We start from the raw sequence: 16,991 nt of genomic DNA, 5'->3' as shown, positions 1-16,991 counted from the left end.
CGCCCGGGGTGGCGATGGAGTAGGAATGCCCGCTGGCGTTGGGCCGCACTGGTGCACGCGGACAGCCACCGGCGGTGTGATCCAGCGGATACGCGGATGGCGCGGCGGTCAGCTGGAACGGTAGACGTCCAGGCGGTTGTAGAGCGTCTTCAGGCTGATGCCCAGCGCCTTGGCGGCCTGGCGCTTGTCGCCGTCGAACTTGGCCAGCGTGGCCAGGATGATCTCGCGCTGGGTGTCGGCCAGCGTGGTGCCCACGCGCACGCTGACCACGCCATCCACGGTGGTGGGGCGCGGCGGCTGGCTGGCGAGGCCGGGGTTGCCGATCTCGACCTGGCGGTCGGCCAGGATGTAGGCGCGGTAGATCGTGTTCTTCAGCTCGCGGACGTTGCCGGGCCAGTCGTAGCGCACCAGCCGTTCGAGGGAGCCGGGCGAGAACGTCTTCTCGGTCTGCTCCATCGTGTTGAATTCGTCCAGGAAGTGCCGGGCCAGCGGGATGATGTCCTCGGTCCGCTCGCGCAGCGGCGGGATATGCAGCGGAAAGACGGCCAAGCGGTACAGCAGGTCCTCGCGCAACTGGCCGTCGCGCACGGCATCCATCGGGTCGCGGTTGGTGGCGGCCAGGATGCGCACGTCGCTGACCAGCGGGGCGTCGCCGCCCACGCGGTGGAACGAGCGGCTTTCCAGCACGCGCAGCAGCTTGATCTGCATCTCCACCGGCATTTCGGTGACTTCGTCCAGGAACAGCGTGCCGCCCTGGGCCTGCTCGAAGTAGCCGGCCTTCTGCTCCAGCGCGCCCGTGAAGCCGCCTTTCTCGTGGCCGAACAGTTCGGATTCGATCAGCGTGGGCGCGATGGCGCCGCAGTTCACGGCCACGAACGGGCCGCTCCGGCGCGTGCTGCGCTCGTGCACGGCGCGCGCCACCACTTCCTTGCCGCTGCCGCTTTCGCCCACGGCGAGCATGGTGACGTCGGTGGCGGCCACGCGATTCAGCTGACCGATCAGCCGTTGCATGGCGGGGGAGGTGCTTTCCCAGAGCAGCGAGACCTGCGCGGGTGCGGCGCGGCGTCCCGATGCGCGAGGCGGGGCGGCGGGGCGGCCGGAAGGTAGCGTGGCAGTGGTCGACACGGGCGTGAAGGGGGCCTTCTGCCCGGCCGGCCCGCGCGGTGGCGGACGGGTTCGGGGGCGCAGGCACGTCGCAATGGTGGAAGATGCCTATCATGCTATCTGTTCAGGCGGCGGGTGGCTACCGCCTGAAACGCTGTCGCGGCAAGGTCCCACAGGCGTGTCAGACGGACACTGGCATAACGGCGCAGCCACTGTCGCTACACTTCAGGCTATCCTCAGGCGCGTGCCGTCCCGTACGCGCCGTGATCCCATTAGCCACGCCCCGCGGGCCATGACAAACAGACGCCGGTCATACGACGCTTCCACGTTCTCCTATGCCACATATCCTGATCGTTGACGACGACGAGAACGCCTGCGCGGCGCTGGCGGAAATCGTCGCGATCGAAGGCTTTTCCTCCGCCACCGCCGGCACCCTGCGCGAGGCGCGGCTGCAGATCGGCTGGCGCATGCCGGACGCCATCCTGGCCGACCTGCGCCTGCCCGACGGCAACGGCATGGAGCTGTTCGACGAGGTGGGCTCCGCCGGTGTCGAAGTCATCCTGACCACCGGCTACGCCAGCGTGGAATCGGCCGTCGAGGCGCTGCGCCTGGGCGCCACCGACTACCTGGTCAAGCCGATCAACGTGACGCGGCTGCAGACCGTGCTCAAGCGGATTGCCACGACCAGCGAGCTGCGCGCCGAGGTGCATTCGCTGCGCGGCGAGCTGCGCCGCTACGGCCGCTTTGGCCGCCTGCTGGGCAGCTCCGAGGCCATGCAGTCGGTCTACGACCAGTTGAGCAAGGTAGGCCCGACCGAGGCCACCGTGCTGCTGATCGGCGAGAGCGGCACCGGCAAGGAACTGGCTGCGCAGACCGTGCACGAGTTGTCGCAGCGGCGCCGCCAGCCGTTCCTGGCCGTGAACTGCGGCGCCATTTCGCCGACGCTGATCGAGACCGAGATGTTCGGCCACGAGCGCGGCAGCTTCACGGGCGCCGACCGCCAGCACAAGGGTTACTTCGAACGCGCCGACGGCGGCACGCTGTTCCTGGACGAAATCACCGAGATGCCGCTGGAGCTGCAGGTCAAGCTGCTGCGGGTGCTGGAAACCGGCTCGTTCATGCGCGTGGGGACCAACCGCGAGACCCACGCCGATGTGCGCGTGCTGGCCGCCACGAACCGGAATCCGGAAGAAGCGGTGGCCGACGGCAAGCTGCGCGCCGACCTGTACCACCGGCTCAACGTGTTCCCGATCGAGCTGCCGCCGCTGCGCGCGCGCGGCGACGACGTGGTGCAGATCGCCAACACGATGCTGGAGCAGCTCAACGCGGAGCAGGGCACGCAGCGCCGGTTCTCGTCGGCGGTGCTGGAAAGCCTGCGCATGCATTCGTGGCCGGGCAACGTCCGCGAGCTGCGCAACTTCGTGCAGCGCGCCTACATCATGGCCGACCAGGACGTGATCACCGAGGTCCAGATCCCGCTGCAGGTGGCCGCGGCGCCCAGCGCCGGCACCGCGGTGGTGTCCGTGCCGGTGGGCATGTCGCTGGCCGAGGCCGACCGCCAGCTGATCTTCGCCACGCTGGAGCAGTGCGCCGGCGTGAAGAAGCACGCGGCTGAAATTCTGGGCATCAGTTTGAAGACTTTGTACAACCGTCTGGAGGACTACGCCGCGAAAGGCGAACTGCCGGAGTGGCTGAGGGCTTCTCGCAGCAGCGATGCCGCGCCGCCCGCCGCATGATGGCGGCGGCAAAAAGCGGCGGCGGGGGCATGCGGCGGTGCGCCGGACACGGGCTGACCGTGCCAGCGCACGGTTCTTGCGTGCCGGAGCCCGTGGAGGTTCCTGATTCGATAGCCTTACCGACGGTTGACCATGACTGACGCTCCGCGTATCCCCCCTTCCGCCGTGCCCGCCGACAGTGGCGGCGCAACCGGGCAGGCGCCCGCCGCGGTGCGCAGCATTGGCGAGGTATCCGCGCTGATCGAGCAGGCATCGCATGACCTGCGGTCGTCCCTGAATGCCATCCAGAGCTGGAGCTATGTGCTGGACCGTTCCATCGACACGCTGGCCGCCCCGGCGCAGCGCGCGCTGGACGGCATGCGGTCCGGCATGCAGCAGCAGCTGGCGCTGATCGAGGAAATGGAAGAAGGCGTGCGGCTGCTGGCCGACGAGCGCGCGCCGACCTGGGAAGACACCGACCTGCGCATGCTGGCCGCGCTGGCCATCGAGGACAAGCGGCCCGCGGCTGAGGCGCGTGGCGTCATCCTGTCGCCGCTGGAATGCCACGACGACCACGGGCTCGGGTTTGCCGTGCCCGGCGATTCCCTGCGGGCCGGGCCGCTGCTGCGGCATCTGCTGGTGCACTGCCTGTGGCGCGCGCCGGCGGGCGGTTCCGTGCGCGTGCACCTGAGCGCGGAGCCGGACTTCGTCAAGTTCCGCGTGACCGAAAGCCCGCCCGTGGACCGCTCGCGCGGCGCCAGCCGGCTGTCGGCGCTGAGCGAGTTCTTCGACCGCCGGCCGCCCGACAACGGCGGCCATTCGCCGCGCCAGAGCACGGCGCTGCTGCTGACCCGCCGCATGGTCGAGCTGCAGGGCGCGGTGCTGACCGCCGAGAACCAGGATTGCGACAGCGACAACGTCACGGTCTGCATTGCGGTGCGCTTTCCGCGCGCCATCAGCGCCCGCCCAACCTGAGCACTTTTTACCGCTTGGCGCACAATCTGCAGCGCCAGGCCGGGCATCTTCCCCCCTGATCCCTGTGCTGGCGCGCCGTGGCGCGCACGTTGGCGCTGGCCCGCCGTTTGCATCGTTGTTCGACGCAGCCCCGCAGACAGGGCGCGGACGTCATTCGAACAGGAGAGATGCCATGGCACAAGCCAAAGCCTCGAAGGAATCCCAGAAGCCTTCCGCCAAGCCGTCCACCGCGTCGGCCGACCAGGCTAGCAAGGGCAAGGCCGACAAGGCCAAGAAAACCTACCAGGAAGCCGTTGACGAGTCACTGGACATGACCTTCCCGGCCAGCGACCCGATCTCGCCCAGCGCGGCAGCCCATGCCGAGCGCCAGACCGCCACCAAGCGCGACGACGTGGACTGGACCCTGAAGAAGGGCAGCGAGCACCAGCCGGCCGGCGAGAAGGCCGCGGCACATCGGCCCGGCGCCACCGACAAGGGCGGCGACAAGAAAAAGCGCTGATTCGAAAAGCGCTGATCCCGCCGCAGCCGGCGGCGACTTTTCCGCGCGACGGGTCGCGAAGTGTGCGCCCCGAGACCATTGCACTGCAACATGCCTTGAACGGAGCCTCAGGATGTCTACGATCATCGCAGGACGATTCGAAACGTTCGACCGGGCCGAGACCACCGCATCGCGATTGATGGCCCAGGGTGTCAGGCAGGACGATCTGACCATGTTCTACGTGAACCCGCCGGGACAGCACGGCACCTATCCGATTGGCGGCGACGAAGCCGTGGACCCGGCCGCGCGCAAGGCCGGGCCGGGCGCCGGGCGCGGCATCGTGATCGGCGCGGCCATCGGTTTTGCCATCGGCATCTGCCTGGTGGCGGCGGCGCGCGCGTGGTTTGCCACGGCCGCCCCGCAGCCATGGGTGCTGGTGCTGGTGATGGCGTTTGCCACGGGGCTGGGCGCCTACGCCGGGTCCCTGATGGGTGCGCTGGCCAAGACCGATGCACGCAGCGGCCCGGTGCGGCATGCGGGCGTGCTGCTGGCGGCGCACGTGAGCGCGGACAACACGTCGCTGGTGGCCAACGAACTGCGCCGCAACGGGGCGCAGGACGTGGAGCGCGCGGAAGGCCAGTGGCGCGACGGCCGCTGGGAAGACTTCGACCCCCTGCGGCCGCCCGTTCCGGCTGGCCGCTGAGTTTTTCATCCACCAGGAGGAATTTGCACATGAAGCCCTTGGACCCCCAGGTACCGCCGGCCGACACGCCGCCGCGCGGTGCCGCGATCATCGGTGACGTCGACCAGACCGGCGCGGGCTGCGGCCCGTTCGTGATGGCGTCCGACACGCTGGAAGGCAACAAGGTGGTAGACCCGTCCGGCGAGGAAATCGGCACCATCGACCACATCATGCTCGACGTGCTGGGCGGCCGGATTGCCTATGCCGTGCTGGCCATGGGCGGCTTCCTTGGCATCGGCGAAAAGCTTCACGCGCTGCCGTGGTCCGCGCTGACGCTGGACACGCGCCGCAAATGCTTCGTGCTGGGCGTGGAGAAGGACCGCATCAAGGCCGCGCCGGGCTTCGACAAGGAGCACTGGCCGACCATGGCCAATTCGCAATGGGCCACCAGCATCCACGAGTACTACGGCATTTCGCCGTACTGGGAGAAGGACCGGTACGACCCGTGGGGGTGAGGCAGGTGATATTGCCTGCTGGGAGCCAGCTCCCAGCAGGCTGCTGCCTCAAACCTTGTGATTCACCTGCCCGGCCGGCTTTTCCGCCGGGTCGGCGCGCATGCCCGTGGCCTGGGGCGGCTGGCCCATCGGCTCGGCGGGCGGCGGCACGCGCGTGGTGAGCTGATTCGACACGCCCAGGATGCCTGGCGGCGTCGACGCGGCCTTTTCGATCCGTTGCGCGATATCGATGTCCTCCACCTGGCCCGTGATCGTCACGCGCCGGTCCACCACGTGCACGGCCACGCCGTCGGGCATGTCGCCGCCGCAGAATTCGGCGATGCAGGTGCCCACGCGCTCGCGCAGCAGTTCGTCTTCGTCGTCGGGGCTGGTGCGGCCCGGGGCTTCGCTTTCGGTCATGGCAGTCCTCGTCGGTCATGGGATACGCGCGGCACGATGCCGCGCCCGTGCGGAGAGCAGCAATCGTCATGCCCACCGCGCGCCCGCGGCGCCGGGTCGTGGCTTGTAAATACGACGTGTCACGGTGCCGGATGACATCCTTGTAGGACGCCACCGACTGAAACTGCATGAGGGCGCTCCCTACAATGTAGACAGTCCCGCTTGTCCCAGGGAGTCAGACATGAGCCAGCAGAAGACGCGCAGCCTTTTTCATCTGTTCGACCGCTTTGCCGGCGCCGCCACGCAGCAGGCCGGGTCGCCGGTCGCGTTCGCGCTGGCGGTGTTCGTGGTGGCCGCGTGGGCCATCACCGGGCCGATGTTCGGCTATTCGGAAACCTGGCAGCTCGTGATCAACACCGGCACCACGATCGTCACGTTCCTGATGGTGTTCCTGATCCAGCAGAGCCAGAACAAGGATTCGATCGCGGTGCATTTGAAGCTGAACGAACTGCTGGCGTCGCACCGCGAGGCCAGCAACCACCTGGTGGCCATCGAGGACCTCGACGAGGAGGAATTGCGGCAGCTCGTGAAGTTCTATCGCCATCTTGCCGAACTGGCCGACGAGGAGGGCGACGTCAAGTGCAGCCACTCGATCGACGAGGCCAACGAGAACCACGCGCAGAAGGCCCGGGCCCGCCACGCCCGCGGCAGCAAGCCCCCGGCGCAGGACAAGCGCGACGCGCACAGCGAGACTTCGGCCGTGGCCTGAGTCGCGGCACCCCGTCCGTCAATGCAGGAGATGCGGCCCGGCCGCGAAGGAGCCCGACTTGGCAACCCCAGTGACTCCCGATGCAGCAGCGATCGCCCCGGTGGAAACCGCCGCGGCCCCCGAGCCGGAGACCCGCACCGTGCGCGTGGTGGCGTACGGCCGGGCCGACTGCGATGACCCGGACAGCCACCAGGGCGCCACGCTGCGCGGCATTGCCGAGCGCGTAGCCCGCCTGGCCGGCTTCACGTTCGCCGGCACCTACGACGCCGCCATGCAGCAGCCGTTCGACGGCGCCGGCGGGCGGTTCTACTTCGTGCCGGCCCATACGCTGGTCGGCATCGACACCGCACGCCAGCTTGGCATCGGCAGCCTCCAGGACCTGCTGGGCGGCGTGGTGCCGCACGCGTTCATCGGCACGAAGGTGATTTCCCACGGGCTGGTGGCGCCCGACGCGCGCGCCCCCGAGGGATGGAGCGCCGATTTCACGGACCGCGTGCGCGACCACGTGCTGCCCGGCTACACCGCGTTCTCGCTGGCCGATGCGCGCCAGGCCGGCGTGGCGATGCTGCGCGACGGCAAGGTCCGCGTGAAGGAGCCGTGCGGCATTGGCGGCCTGGGCCAGCACGTGGTGTCGACCGAGGCCGAGCTGGACAGCGTGCTGCAGGGCCTGGACGCGGACAGCGTGGACCGGGAAGGGCTGGTGCTGGAGCGCAATCTCGACAACGTGCAGACGTTCAGCGTCGGCCAGGTGGAGATCGGCGACCTGCGCGCCAGCTACTGCGGCACCCAGGACCTGACGCGGGACAACCGTGGCCAGCTCGTGTACGGCGGGTCGACGCTGCGCGTCGTGCGCGGTACGCTGGAAGACCTGCTGGCGCACCCGGTGGAAGCCCACCTGCGCGATGCGGTGCGGGCGGCCGTGGCCTACCATGCGGCGGCCGTCGACTGCTTTCCGGGCGTGCTGGTGTCGCGCTGCAACTACGACGTGGCGTTCGGCACGCACCAGGGCCGGCCGCTGCTGGGCGTGCTGGAGCAGTCCTGGCGCGTGGGCGGGGCCACCGGCGCCGAACTGGCGGCGCTGGCGGCGTTCCGCGACGACCCGCAATGCGTGCGCGCCACGGCGAGCACGCGCGAAATCTATGGCAAGGACGCGACCGTGCCCCAAGACGCGGACGTCTATTTTCAGGGAGAAGACCGCAGTGTTGGCGCACTGACCAAATACGCGAGACTGGAGTCGACATCCGATGGCCACACATGAAGAATCGATACAGATCCATACCGAAGGGGGCATGATCGCCGGCACGGTGGTCTCGCCCGCCACCAAGCTGCCCGGCGTGCTGTTCGTGCACGGCTGGGGCGGCAGCCAGCAGCAGTACCTGGCGCGTGCCCGCGAGGTGGCCGGGCTGGGCGCGGTCTGCATGACCTTCGACCTGACCGGCCACGCCGGCACGTCCGCCCAGTACGAGACCGTCAGCCGCATGCGCAACCTGGCCGACGTGCTGGCCGCCTACGACATGCTCGTGCGGCACCCCGAGGTGGACCGCAACGCGATTGCCGTGGTCGGCAGCAGCTACGGCGGCTACCTGGCCGCCGTGCTGTGCGAGCTGCGGCCCATCCGCTGGCTCGCCTTCCGCGCCCCGGCGCTGTACATGGACGAAGGATGGGAAGTGCCCAAGCGCCAGCTTCACCGCGACCAGGACCTGGTGGCGTACCGCCGCAAGGTGGTGGCGGCCGACACCAACCGCGCCCTGCGCGCATGTACCAACTTCAAGGGCGACGTGCTGGTGGTGGAATCCCAGCACGACAACATCGTGCCGCACACGGCCGTGCTCAGCTACGTCGATGCCTGCATCCAGGCCAGCTCCATCACCTATCGCGTGCTCAAGGGCGCCGATCACGGCCTGACGTCCGAGTACAGCCAGCGGGCCTACACCCGGCTGCTGCTGGGCTGGCTGCGCGAAATGGTGACCGAGGCGCGTACCGGGCCCGCCGTGCCGGCGCGGCCGTCCAAGCCGTCGTCGGTGGCGAAGACGCCGCACCACGACGACGGGCTGGAGCCCGACAGCCTGGCTAGGGAAGAGACGCGCGAGGCGGTAATGGCCGGGGATGATGACGACAACGACCCGCAGGTGATCGCCGCGTCGGCCCCGCCGATGCACAAGAGCCGCTGACGGGGCAGGCGGGCGGGGCGGTTTGCAGGACTTGCAAAGTTGCCCGGATCGCCCGTTTGGATCGGTAAGCATTGCAAAAGGGCGCGGCCGCGCGCCCGCCCGGGATGGCACGACTCATGCGTACCCGCATGCACATGAAACCGACCCCTGTTGCCGATGTGGAAACCCCAAGCCTGGACGCAGCGCTGCGCAAGGCGGGGCTGCACTACGTCGAGGACAGCGAGCCCGGCATTGCCCGGCGGCGGGCCGGCAAGGGCTTCACCTACGTCCGACCCGACGGCAAGCGCGTGGACGAAGCCACGCTGGCCCGCATCAACGCGCTGGCGATTCCGCCGGCCTACGAATCGGTCTGGATCTGCCTGGACCCGAACGGCCACCTGCAGGCCACCGGCCGCGACGCCCGGGGCCGCAAGCAGTACCTCTACCACCCCGAATGGGCCGCGCTGCGCGACGCCGACAAGTACGCGCGGCTGATGGCATTCGGCCACGCGCTGCCGCACCTGCGCGGGCGCGTGACGCGCGACCTGGCGCGCAACGGCATGCCGCGCGAGAAGGTGCTGGCGGCCGTGGTGGCGCTGCTCGACGCGACGCTGGTACGCGTTGGCACGCCGCGCTACGCCGAGCAGAACCGCACCTACGGCCTGACCACGCTCAAGCGCAAGCACGTGGCCGTGCGCGGCAGCCGGCTGCGCTTCCAGTTCACGGGCAAGAGCGGCGTGACGCACGACGTCTCGGTCAACGACGCCCGGCTGGCGCGCGTGGTGCGCAACTGCGCCGAGCTGCCCGGGCAACGGCTGTTCAAGTACCAGGACGCCGAGGGCCAGATCCGCGAGATCGGCTCGACCGACGTCAACGCCTACCTGCAGGAGGTGACCGGCGGCGAGTTCACCGCCAAGGATTTCCGCACGTGGGCGGGCAGCGTGCATGCGCTGGCGCTGCTGCGCAAGACGCCCGCCGACAGCGAGACGGCGCGCAAGCGCGCGGTGGTCGAAGTCATCCGCACCGTGGCGCAGCGGCTGCGCAATACGATGGCCGTCTGCCGCAAGTGCTACGTGCATCCCGACGTGCTGGCCGCGTTCATGGACGACACATTGCACGCCTTACCGGCACCGCGTGCAGCGGCGCGCCTGCGGTCCGACGAGGCCCGGCTGCTGGCGCTGCTGGAAAACACCGCCACGGTATCGTCCTCGCCGCGCAAGGCCGCCTGAAGCGCTTGAAGCCGCTTGAAGCGGCACCCGTTCGGGTGAGCCCCGGCACGGCATCGACCGGCACGGCAATTGCATCGATGCAGATACCCATAACAAGCACAACACGCATCGCAATCGAGGCTCAAGGTGGAACATGCAGTCATTGGTTGCCTTCACGCTGACAGCAGCAGCGAGGCAAACTTCCATACCGAGGCGCGCCCGTCGCTGCCTGCTGCTGAATCTTTCCAATCGTCCGAGACATCCGGCAATGCCTGCATCGTGACCGCCAGCGATGGCGGGCCGGCGCGGCACGGCCTGCACGTGTCGCCGGCGCGCCTGGCCACGGCTATCCAGCGCGGCAAGGGTGGCACCCCGCGCGCCGCGCGCGGCAAGGACCTGCGGCAGACGCGCGTGCTGATGCAGGCGTTGTGCGAGATGCGGCTGGAATTCTGCAAGCCGGACGAGGACCTGTCGGCCGCGGCGCTGGAAACGCGCCAGGCAACGACGATGGCACTGTGGAACAGCCGCGAGCGCGCGCTGTTCACGCAGCCCGACGTGGAGCGCGGCATCGAGGCCCGGCTCGAAGCCGGCTTCCGCCACGCGCGCAACGGCAGCCCGCGCGAGGCCGCCGGCGAGTTTAAGCGGGCCTACCTGCTGCTGTGCTGCGCGCTGACGCACGCGCGGGACATCGCCCGGCGCAAGGCGCAGGCCGGTCAGTCGGCCGGCCCGATGTAGCCGGGCATGCCACGGGCCTTCGGGCTCAGCGCGAGCTTCACGGCGCGCGCCAGCGCCCCGGCGAACGTGTGGTGCGTATCGAGCGGCCCCTTGATGTGCTTGCGGAAGAAATCGGCCCAGCGGAAGTCCGAATAGGCCGTCGACACCTTGCGGTAGCCGCCGGCAAGCTGCACGAACGCTTCCAGGCTGCGGTAGGGGTCGTCGCGCATGCTGTGCACGTCTTCTGGCAGCTCGCGGATCGGCCGGCGCCGGCCGTGCTCGTCGTACGGGTGGACCATGTTCTCGGCGTCCATCTGCTTCCAGAACTCGCGCCACGACAGGTGGCTCAGGTCGTCCCGCACCAGCGCCGGCACCATGTCGATGCCCATCTCCTGCCACGCGCGTACCCAGTGGTGATGGTCGACCACGAACAGCGTCTGGTCGGGGCCCTGCACCACGTGCACGCGATGCTGGTCCAGAAAGGCAGGCAGGTCGGCGTGCGACAGCCGCCGCGTGACGTGCATCTTCTGCGCGACGTGGTACGCGCCCACGGTCATCTGCGTGGGGCGCAGATGGTCGATCGGCACCATCAGCGCCGCGCCTTCGCCAAGCCGTCTTTTTCGCTTACCCATGGATCTTTTCTCGCAAAAGCCAGTACCGGCGACGGTGGAGCAAGGTTTGTGCCGCCGCGCTTTCCGATGCGGCGCCGTGTGGCCGGTGCAATCCTTGCCAGCGCTTGTAACCGTTACGCATCGCCGTGGCAGCGGCTGCCGATGGTTGCCTGCGCGCGCCGCGGCACGGAATTTGCGCGCCTTGCCGTATTGATCCATTCATCGCCAGATCCTACGGAACGCACGCCATGTCCACACCCGAGAAGCTCCCGCCCCAGCACCAGGACCGCCAGCCGGGCCTGGAAAGCGAAATGACGCCGAAGCCCGACAGCGGCGCCGACGACTACGTCGGCAGCGGCCGCCTGCAAGGCAGGGTGGCGCTGGTGACCGGCGGCGACAGTGGCATCGGCCGGGCCATCGCCGTGGCCTTTGCGCGCGAGGGGGCGGACGTTGCGTTTGCGTATCTCGACGAGCACGAGGATGCAAGCGAAACCCAGCGGCTGGTCGAGGACGCCGGCCAGCGGGCGCTGGCCATTGCCGGCGATATCGCCGATGTCCAGCACGCCGACAAGGTCGTGGCGGACACGCTCGCCAGGTTCGGCCGGCTGGACATCCTCGTGAACAATGCGGCGGAGCAGCATCCGCAGGAATCGCTGGAAGAGGTGACGCCCGACCAGGTCGAGCGGACGTTCCGCACCAACGTCTTTGCGATGTTCCACGTCACGCGCGCGGCGCTGCCGCACCTGGGCAAGGGGTCGACGATCCTGAACACGACGTCGGTGACCGCCTACCGGGGCAGCGCCCACCTGCTGGACTATTCGGCCACCAAGGGCGCCATCGTCGCGTTCACGCGCTCGCTGGCGCTGCAGGTGGTCAAGCGCGGCATCCGCGTGAACGGGGTGGCGCCGGGCCCGATCTGGACGCCGCTGATTCCGTCGACGTTCAGCCCCGAGGAAGTGGCGGAATTCGGCAAGAAGACGCCGATGGAGCGCCCCGGCCAGCCGTTCGAGGTGGCGGCCGGCTACGTGTTCCTGGCGTCGGACGCCGCGAGCTATATCACCGGGCAGATCCTCCACATCAATGGTGGCGAGGTGGTGAACGCCTGATGTCTCTGACCGCAGGATAAACAGGGAGAAACGATCATGTCTTCGATAGTCGCCGGACGCTTTGCATCCATCCCCGAGGCCGAGCAGGCCGCCCAGAAGCTCTACGCGCGTGGCTTCTCGGTCTGGGACGTCTCGATCATGTCGGTGGACCCGGGCGGCGCCCGGCCGCCCGGCGTGCTGCTGGCCGCGCGTGCCAAGGGCGACCGCCGCGACGAAGTGCTGGGGGTGCTGCGCGAAGGCGGCGCCAGCGACTGCGAGCAGGCCAAGGGCACCTGGGAAGGCGGCCAGTGGACCGATTTCGACCCGAAGCGGGCGCCGTCGCTGATCGGCGCGCCGGAAGGCGAGTACTGGCCGATGCCGGGTGGCAAGGGCAAGCCGTCCGGCGAGGCATCGCCGGACACCACGCGCCCGGCCCACGCCGCGCCGGTGGCGCACGAGGCCGTGGCCGAGGACAGCACCGGCAACGAGGACCCTGGCAGCGAGCTTGAGCACTACGTGGACCGCCAGGTGGCCAGCAACAGCTAAGGACATTGCCGATGGCCACGGAAACGACCGCGGAACTGGATACGCTGCGCCCCACGCAGATCACGCTCGGCATGTACCAGGTGCACGAGAAAATGGACGTCTCGGCCCGGCCGCGCAGCCCGGCCGCGCAGAAGCGCTTTCTGGCCGAGCATCGCATCGAGACGGTGGTGGGGCCGGGCGGCGCGCTCTATATCGCCGATCACCACCACTGGGCGCGCGCCTGGCTGGAACTGGGCTGGGAAGAGGCGCCGGTGCGCATCATCGCGGACCTGAGCCACCTGTCGCCGGGCAAGTTCTGGAAGCAGATGCGCGCGCTTGGGCACGTGAATCCATATGACGAACACGGCCAGCACCTGACCGAGAAGGACCTGCCGGCCACGGTGATGAGCATGCGCGACGACCCGTACCGCAGCCTCGCCGCGTTCACGCGCAATGCCGGGGCCTACCAGAAGCCTGGCAACGCCTATGGCGACTTCCGCTGGGCCGATTTCTTCCGACGCTACGTCGAGGAAGACGTGCACAGCATCGCCGGCTTTGCGCGCGCGATGACCGTGGCGATTCCGCTGGCGCGCAGCGGCAAGGCGCGCCGGCTGCCGGGCTATGTGGGGCCGGTGCGGTTCGAAGCGGACGCCGGGAACAAGGGGGCGGGCAAGAAGGCCGCCGGGAAGAAAGCGGGTGGGAAGAAGCCGACGAAGAAGGCGTCCGCAGGGAAAGCGCCGAAGTCGTCCAAGGGCTAGCCCGGCAGAAAGCAGCGGAGGGGCGGTTTTCACCGCCCCTCCGCCATTTGCCGCCCGCGCGGCAGGCCGCGCGCGTCAGCGCTTGGACTTGTGCGTGGGCTTGCCCTTCTGGCTGGTGCTGGCCATTTTCTTGAGCTCGCCTTCACTCATCGACTTGGCCATCGACTTCGATGCGCCCTTGAGCGAACTGGCCTTGCGCTCGCCGCGCTTGGCCGACAAGGCGGCGCCGGCCGCCATCTGCTGTGCCTTCGATTTGGCTGGCATGGTCGATCTCCTTCGGTTCGTGAAACCCGGGCCTTATATGCGGCCCAACACAACCAGGAGCACGACGATGATGACGATCAGGCCCAGGCCGCCGGACGGTCCGTAGCCCCAGCCGGAGCTGTACGGCCACGTCGGCAGTGCGCCAATCAGCAGCAGGACGAGAATGATCAGAAGAATAGTACCGATACCCATGGTGCGCTCCTTTGTTGTGGTGCTGCAGCGCGGCAGACGGGTACTGTCGCGCTGGCTGTCCCTGTGCCTTCAGGTTAGGACAGCACCACTCCGCGCTGAGGCGGGCTGGGGCTGAAATCAGTGTAGGAATCGGACGACTTCTGCTGGATTAGGACGCCGCCGCCGGCCGGAACCATGGCGGCGGCGCCCGCCGGCGTCACAGCGCGGCGCGGTAGATGGCGTGCGCGTCGGCCTGGGTCACTTCGCGCGGGTTGTTCACCAGCAGGCGGGTCTGGAGCATCGCGTCGGCGGCCAGGCGGTCCAGGTCGGTCTCCTGCACGCCCACCTCGCGCAGCGTGCGCGGGATGCCGGTGGCTTCCACCAGCCCCTCGATATGGGCGATCAGCGCGGCGGCCTTGGTTTCGTCGCTGCCCGTGGTGCCTGGCAGCACTACGTCGCAGAGCTCCCCGTAGCGCTTGCAGGCAGCCGGCGCGTTGAACTTCATCACGTGCGGCAGCACCAGCGCGTTGGACAGCCCGTGCGCGACGTGGAAGATGCCGCCGATGGGGTAAGCCAGCGCATGGACGGCCGCCACCGGCGCGTTGGCGAACGACTGCCCGGCGAACATCGCGCCCAGCAGCATCGCCTCGCGCGCGGCGCGGTCCTGGCCGTTGTCGCAGGCGCGCATCAGGTTCTGCGACAGCAGTTCCAGCGCGCGCACGGCCAGCATGTCGGAGACGGGATTCTTCAGGTGGGCGCTGGTGTAAGCCTCGATCGCATGGACCATCGCGTCGATGCCGGTGGCCGCCGTGGCGGCGCGGGGCAGGCCCAGCGTCAGCTCGGCGTCCAGGATGGCCAGGTCCGCGAAGAGCTGCGGCGCCACCACGCCCATCTTGGTGGTCTCGCCGGTCGTGACGATGGACACCGCGGTGACCTCGGAGCCGGTGCCGGCCGTGGTCGGCATCTGCACCAGCGGCAGCCGCGTGCCGGTGACCTTCTTCACGCCGTACATGTCCTTGATGGACTGCGAGGCCGGCAGCAGCACGGCAATCAGCTTGGCGACGTCCATCGACGAGCCGCCGCCCAGGCCCAGCACCACCTCGGCATCGGCCTGGCGCGCGCGCTCGGTGGCTTCCAGCACGACGTGCTCGGGCGGGTCGGCCACCACGTCGTCGATCACGGTCACCTGCCAGTCATGCTGGCGCAGATCGTCCAGCGCCGGCGCCAGCAGGCCGCTGCGGGCCAGGAACCCGTCGGTCACGACGCACAGGCGCCGCGCCTGCGGGTACGACTCGCGCAGCAGCGCGCCCAGCCGGCGCGCCGCGCCAGCTTCGACGATGACCGTCGGCACGGTCTGGAAGCGGAAGGGGTTCATGGGGTCTCCTGGATCTTGATTAAACCGTCGGCAGCGCAACCGTAATCGTCATCAAACCTGCAGGCAAAGATACTTGATCTCCAGGTACTCCTCGATGCCGTGGCGGGAGCCCTCGCGGCCGATGCCGGACTGCTTGATGCCGCCGAACGGCGCCACCTCGTTGGAGATCAGGCCCGTGTTCAGGCCCACCATGCCGTATTCCAGCGCCTCGGCCGTGCGCCAGGCGCGGGCGATGTCGCGCGTGTACAGGTAGGCGGCCAGCCCGAATTCGGTGGCGTTGGCGGCGGCCACGGCGTCCTCGTCGCGGGTGAAGCGGAACAGCGGCGCCACCGGGCCGAAGATTTCCTCGCGTGCCACGCGCATCTCGGCCGTGGCGCCGGCCAGCACGGTCGGCGTGTAGAACGTGCCGCCGAGCTTGTGCTTGCCGCCGCCGGTCAGCACCCGGGCGCCCTTCGACGTGGCGTCATCCATCAGCGACGTGACCTTGTCGATGGCCTTGTCCTCGATCAGCGGGCCGATCACGACGCCGTCCTCCAGCCCATTGCCCACGCGCAACTGGCTGGTGCGCTCGGCAAACTTGGCCGCGAAGGCGTCGTAGATGCCGTCCTGGATATAGAAGCGGTTGGCGCAGACGCAGGTCTGGCCGCCGTTGCGGTACTTGGCGGCGATGGCGCCTTCCACTGCGGCGTCCACGTCGGCATCGTCGAACACGATGAACGGCGCATTGCCGCCCAGTTCCAGCGACAGCCGCTTGACCGTGGGCGCCGACTGGGCCATCAGGATGCGGCCCACCTCGGTCGATCCCGTGAACGACAGCTTGCGCACGATCGGGCTGCCCGTCAGCACGGCGCCAATCGTCCTGGAATCGCCGGTCACCACCTGCAGCACGCCGGCCGGCACGCCCGCCCGATGGGCCAGCTCGGCCAGCGCAAAGGCCGACAGCGGCGTCAGTTCGGCGGGCTTGATGACGATGGCGCAACCGGCGGCCAGTGCAGGGGCCGCCTTGCGCGTGATCATCGCCGCCGGGAAATTCCACGGCGTGATGGCCGCGCAGACGCCCACCGGCTGGCGCAGCGTGACCAGGCGCTTGTCGGCGGCGGGGGACGCCAGCACCTCGCCGTCCACGCGCTTGGCTTCCTCGGCGAACCATTCGATAAAGCTTGCGGCGTAGGCAATCTCGCCCTTGGACTCGGCCAGCGGCTTGCCCTGTTCGCGGGTCATCACGTAGGCCAGGTCGTCGGTATTGGCAACCATCAGGTCGAACCAGCGGCGCAGGATGGCGGCGCGGGCCTTGCCGGTCAGCGCGGCCCAGCCCTTCTGCGCCACCTCGGCGGCGGCCACGGCGCGCTCGGTTTCGGCGGCGCCCAGGTCCGCCACCCTGGCGATGACCTCGCCGGTGGCCGGGTCGGTCACGTCGAACGTCGCGCCGGAATCGGCGCCTTGCCACTGGCCGTCCACATAAGCGAGCTGGCGGAAGAGCGAAGGATCCTTCAGTTGCATGGCGAATTTCCCCG

Annotated in this window: 20 protein-coding genes; 13 read left to right on the top strand and 7 right to left on the bottom strand. The window is 69.0% G+C overall.

Annotated features, from left to right (window positions below; genetic code table 11):
• Positions 1-108 precede the first annotated feature (108 nt).
• On the bottom strand, positions 109-1,125 hold the full coding sequence (locus QTN24_RS16425) for a sigma-54 interaction domain-containing protein (RefSeq protein WP_253700205.1): 1,017 nt from the start codon (positions 1,123-1,125) through the stop codon (positions 109-111).
• Positions 1,126-1,439: 314 nt separating this feature from the next.
• Here QTN24_RS16425 and QTN24_RS16420 point away from each other — a divergent pair, with 314 nt between their 5' ends.
• The 5 genes from QTN24_RS16420 (at position 1,440) to QTN24_RS16400 (ending at position 5,469) form a co-directional block, all read left to right on the top strand.
• The gene (locus QTN24_RS16420) at positions 1,440-2,840 is read left to right on the top strand and encodes a sigma-54-dependent transcriptional regulator (RefSeq protein ID WP_124686240.1); all 1,401 of its coding nucleotides are present in this window, start codon (positions 1,440-1,442) and stop codon (positions 2,838-2,840) included.
• A 132-nt stretch (positions 2,841-2,972) separates the two neighbouring features.
• Positions 2,973-3,794, top strand: coding sequence for a sensor histidine kinase (locus QTN24_RS16415; protein WP_313838302.1), 822 nt, complete (start codon positions 2,973-2,975; stop codon positions 3,792-3,794).
• 172 nt (positions 3,795-3,966) lie between these two features.
• The gene (locus tag QTN24_RS16410) at positions 3,967-4,293 is read left to right on the top strand and encodes a hypothetical protein (RefSeq protein ID WP_124686242.1); all 327 of its coding nucleotides are present in this window, start codon (positions 3,967-3,969) and stop codon (positions 4,291-4,293) included.
• Between the two features lie 112 nt (positions 4,294-4,405).
• Complete coding sequence (locus QTN24_RS16405; protein ID WP_313838299.1) at positions 4,406-4,975, top strand: hypothetical protein; 570 nt, start codon at positions 4,406-4,408, stop codon at positions 4,973-4,975.
• Positions 4,976-5,004: 29 nt separating this feature from the next.
• Positions 5,005-5,469 carry a PRC-barrel domain-containing protein gene (locus QTN24_RS16400; protein WP_124686244.1) on the top strand — a complete coding sequence of 155 codons (465 nt, stop codon included), beginning with the start codon at positions 5,005-5,007 and terminating at the stop codon, positions 5,467-5,469.
• 48 nt (positions 5,470-5,517) lie between these two features.
• Here the strand turns inward: QTN24_RS16400 and QTN24_RS16395 are convergent, their stop codons facing one another.
• Positions 5,518-5,868, bottom strand: coding sequence for a BON domain-containing protein (locus QTN24_RS16395; protein WP_124686245.1), 351 nt, complete (start codon positions 5,866-5,868; stop codon positions 5,518-5,520).
• Between the two features lie 220 nt (positions 5,869-6,088).
• Between QTN24_RS16395 and QTN24_RS16390 the strand changes: the two genes are divergently transcribed.
• The 5 genes from QTN24_RS16390 to QTN24_RS16370 all read left to right on the top strand — a co-directional run bounded on the left by QTN24_RS16390 (position 6,089) and on the right by QTN24_RS16370 (position 10,709).
• Complete coding sequence (locus QTN24_RS16390; protein ID WP_313838297.1) at positions 6,089-6,616, top strand: low affinity iron permease family protein; 528 nt, start codon at positions 6,089-6,091, stop codon at positions 6,614-6,616.
• Between the two features lie 58 nt (positions 6,617-6,674).
• Positions 6,675-7,874, top strand: coding sequence for a DUF3182 family protein (locus tag QTN24_RS16385; protein ID WP_313838295.1), 1,200 nt, complete (start codon positions 6,675-6,677; stop codon positions 7,872-7,874).
• A complete protein-coding gene (locus QTN24_RS16380; RefSeq protein WP_313838293.1) occupies positions 7,861-8,787 on the top strand; it encodes an alpha/beta fold hydrolase in 927 nt (308 codons plus the stop codon). The genes QTN24_RS16385 and QTN24_RS16380 overlap by 14 nt, the downstream gene beginning before the upstream one ends.
• Before the next feature lie 134 nt (positions 8,788-8,921).
• The gene (locus QTN24_RS16375) at positions 8,922-9,995 is read left to right on the top strand and encodes a DNA topoisomerase IB (RefSeq protein ID WP_124686248.1); all 1,074 of its coding nucleotides are present in this window, start codon (positions 8,922-8,924) and stop codon (positions 9,993-9,995) included.
• Positions 9,996-10,253: 258 nt separating this feature from the next.
• Positions 10,254-10,709 carry a hypothetical protein gene (locus QTN24_RS16370; protein WP_313838290.1) on the top strand — a complete coding sequence of 152 codons (456 nt, stop codon included), beginning with the start codon at positions 10,254-10,256 and terminating at the stop codon, positions 10,707-10,709.
• Here the strand turns inward: QTN24_RS16370 and QTN24_RS16365 are convergent.
• Positions 10,688-11,320: a ParB-like protein gene (locus QTN24_RS16365; protein WP_124686250.1), complete on the bottom strand. Its 633-nt coding sequence runs from the start codon at positions 11,318-11,320 to the stop codon at positions 10,688-10,690. The genes QTN24_RS16370 and QTN24_RS16365 overlap by 22 nt on opposite strands.
• Positions 11,321-11,547: 227 nt before the next feature.
• On the opposite strand from QTN24_RS16365, the gene QTN24_RS16360 reads away from it, so the two are divergent.
• The 3 genes from QTN24_RS16360 to QTN24_RS16350 are packed head-to-tail and all read left to right on the top strand — an operon-like array spanning position 11,548 to position 13,667.
• Entirely contained in the window at positions 11,548-12,405 is an 858-nt protein-coding gene (locus tag QTN24_RS16360; protein ID WP_313838287.1) for an SDR family oxidoreductase, read from the top strand.
• A gap of 36 nt (positions 12,406-12,441) precedes the next feature.
• Entirely contained in the window at positions 12,442-12,930 is a 489-nt protein-coding gene (locus QTN24_RS16355; RefSeq protein WP_313838285.1) for a hypothetical protein, read from the top strand.
• Positions 12,931-12,941: 11 nt separating this feature from the next.
• A complete protein-coding gene (locus QTN24_RS16350) occupies positions 12,942-13,667 on the top strand; it encodes a ParB-like protein (protein WP_313838283.1) in 726 nt (241 codons plus the stop codon).
• A gap of 75 nt (positions 13,668-13,742) precedes the next feature.
• On the opposite strand, the gene QTN24_RS16345 is transcribed toward QTN24_RS16350, so the two are convergent.
• From QTN24_RS16345 to QTN24_RS16330, 4 genes are all read right to left on the bottom strand, one after another.
• Positions 13,743-13,931 carry a DUF3008 family protein gene (locus QTN24_RS16345; RefSeq protein WP_124686254.1) on the bottom strand — a complete coding sequence of 63 codons (189 nt, stop codon included), beginning with the start codon at positions 13,929-13,931 and terminating at the stop codon, positions 13,743-13,745.
• Between the two features lie 33 nt (positions 13,932-13,964).
• Positions 13,965-14,123: a DUF3309 family protein gene (locus tag QTN24_RS16340; RefSeq protein WP_124686255.1), complete on the bottom strand. Its 159-nt coding sequence runs from the start codon at positions 14,121-14,123 to the stop codon at positions 13,965-13,967.
• 196 nt (positions 14,124-14,319) lie between these two features.
• Complete coding sequence (locus QTN24_RS16335) at positions 14,320-15,477, bottom strand: iron-containing alcohol dehydrogenase (protein ID WP_313838279.1); 1,158 nt, start codon at positions 15,475-15,477, stop codon at positions 14,320-14,322.
• A 51-nt stretch (positions 15,478-15,528) separates the two neighbouring features.
• The gene (locus QTN24_RS16330) at positions 15,529-16,977 is read right to left on the bottom strand and encodes an NAD-dependent succinate-semialdehyde dehydrogenase (RefSeq protein WP_313838277.1); all 1,449 of its coding nucleotides are present in this window, start codon (positions 16,975-16,977) and stop codon (positions 15,529-15,531) included.
• Positions 16,978-16,991 lie beyond the last annotated feature (14 nt).

It is taken from the genome of Cupriavidus sp. SZY C1, assembly GCF_032190535.1.
In the GTDB taxonomy this organism is placed as follows: Bacteria; Pseudomonadota; Gammaproteobacteria; order Burkholderiales; family Burkholderiaceae; genus Cupriavidus; species Cupriavidus pauculus_C.
The sequence above is the reverse complement of the archived record's forward strand: the minus strand, read 5'-3'. Positions and strand labels throughout refer to the sequence as shown.

Excerpts from the sequence above, each read along its gene's own strand:
- QTN24_RS16350 (WP_313838283.1), top strand. The coding sequence starts at position 12,942 with ATGGCCACGGAAACGACCGCGGAACTGGATACGCTGCGCCCCACGCAG.
- QTN24_RS16330 (WP_313838277.1), bottom strand. The coding sequence starts at position 16,977 with ATGCAACTGAAGGATCCTTCGCTCTTCCGCCAGCTCGCTTATGTGGAC.
- QTN24_RS16380 (WP_313838293.1), top strand. The coding sequence starts at position 7,861 with ATGGCCACACATGAAGAATCGATACAGATCCATACCGAAGGGGGCATG.
- QTN24_RS16345 (WP_124686254.1), bottom strand. The coding sequence starts at position 13,931 with ATGCCAGCCAAATCGAAGGCACAGCAGATGGCGGCCGGCGCCGCCTTG.
- QTN24_RS16400 (WP_124686244.1), top strand. The coding sequence starts at position 5,005 with ATGAAGCCCTTGGACCCCCAGGTACCGCCGGCCGACACGCCGCCGCGC.
- QTN24_RS16365 (WP_124686250.1), bottom strand. The coding sequence starts at position 11,320 with ATGGGTAAGCGAAAAAGACGGCTTGGCGAAGGCGCGGCGCTGATGGTG.
- QTN24_RS16405 (WP_313838299.1), top strand. The coding sequence starts at position 4,406 with ATGTCTACGATCATCGCAGGACGATTCGAAACGTTCGACCGGGCCGAG.
- QTN24_RS16335 (WP_313838279.1), bottom strand. The coding sequence starts at position 15,477 with ATGAACCCCTTCCGCTTCCAGACCGTGCCGACGGTCATCGTCGAAGCT.
- QTN24_RS16375 (WP_124686248.1), top strand. The coding sequence starts at position 8,922 with ATGAAACCGACCCCTGTTGCCGATGTGGAAACCCCAAGCCTGGACGCA.
- QTN24_RS16360 (WP_313838287.1), top strand. The coding sequence starts at position 11,548 with ATGTCCACACCCGAGAAGCTCCCGCCCCAGCACCAGGACCGCCAGCCG.
- QTN24_RS16420 (WP_124686240.1), top strand. The coding sequence starts at position 1,440 with ATGCCACATATCCTGATCGTTGACGACGACGAGAACGCCTGCGCGGCG.
- QTN24_RS16355 (WP_313838285.1), top strand. The coding sequence starts at position 12,442 with ATGTCTTCGATAGTCGCCGGACGCTTTGCATCCATCCCCGAGGCCGAG.
- QTN24_RS16390 (WP_313838297.1), top strand. The coding sequence starts at position 6,089 with ATGAGCCAGCAGAAGACGCGCAGCCTTTTTCATCTGTTCGACCGCTTT.
- QTN24_RS16395 (WP_124686245.1), bottom strand. The coding sequence starts at position 5,868 with ATGACCGAAAGCGAAGCCCCGGGCCGCACCAGCCCCGACGACGAAGAC.
- QTN24_RS16410 (WP_124686242.1), top strand. The coding sequence starts at position 3,967 with ATGGCACAAGCCAAAGCCTCGAAGGAATCCCAGAAGCCTTCCGCCAAG.
- QTN24_RS16415 (WP_313838302.1), top strand. The coding sequence starts at position 2,973 with ATGACTGACGCTCCGCGTATCCCCCCTTCCGCCGTGCCCGCCGACAGT.
- QTN24_RS16340 (WP_124686255.1), bottom strand. The coding sequence starts at position 14,123 with ATGGGTATCGGTACTATTCTTCTGATCATTCTCGTCCTGCTGCTGATT.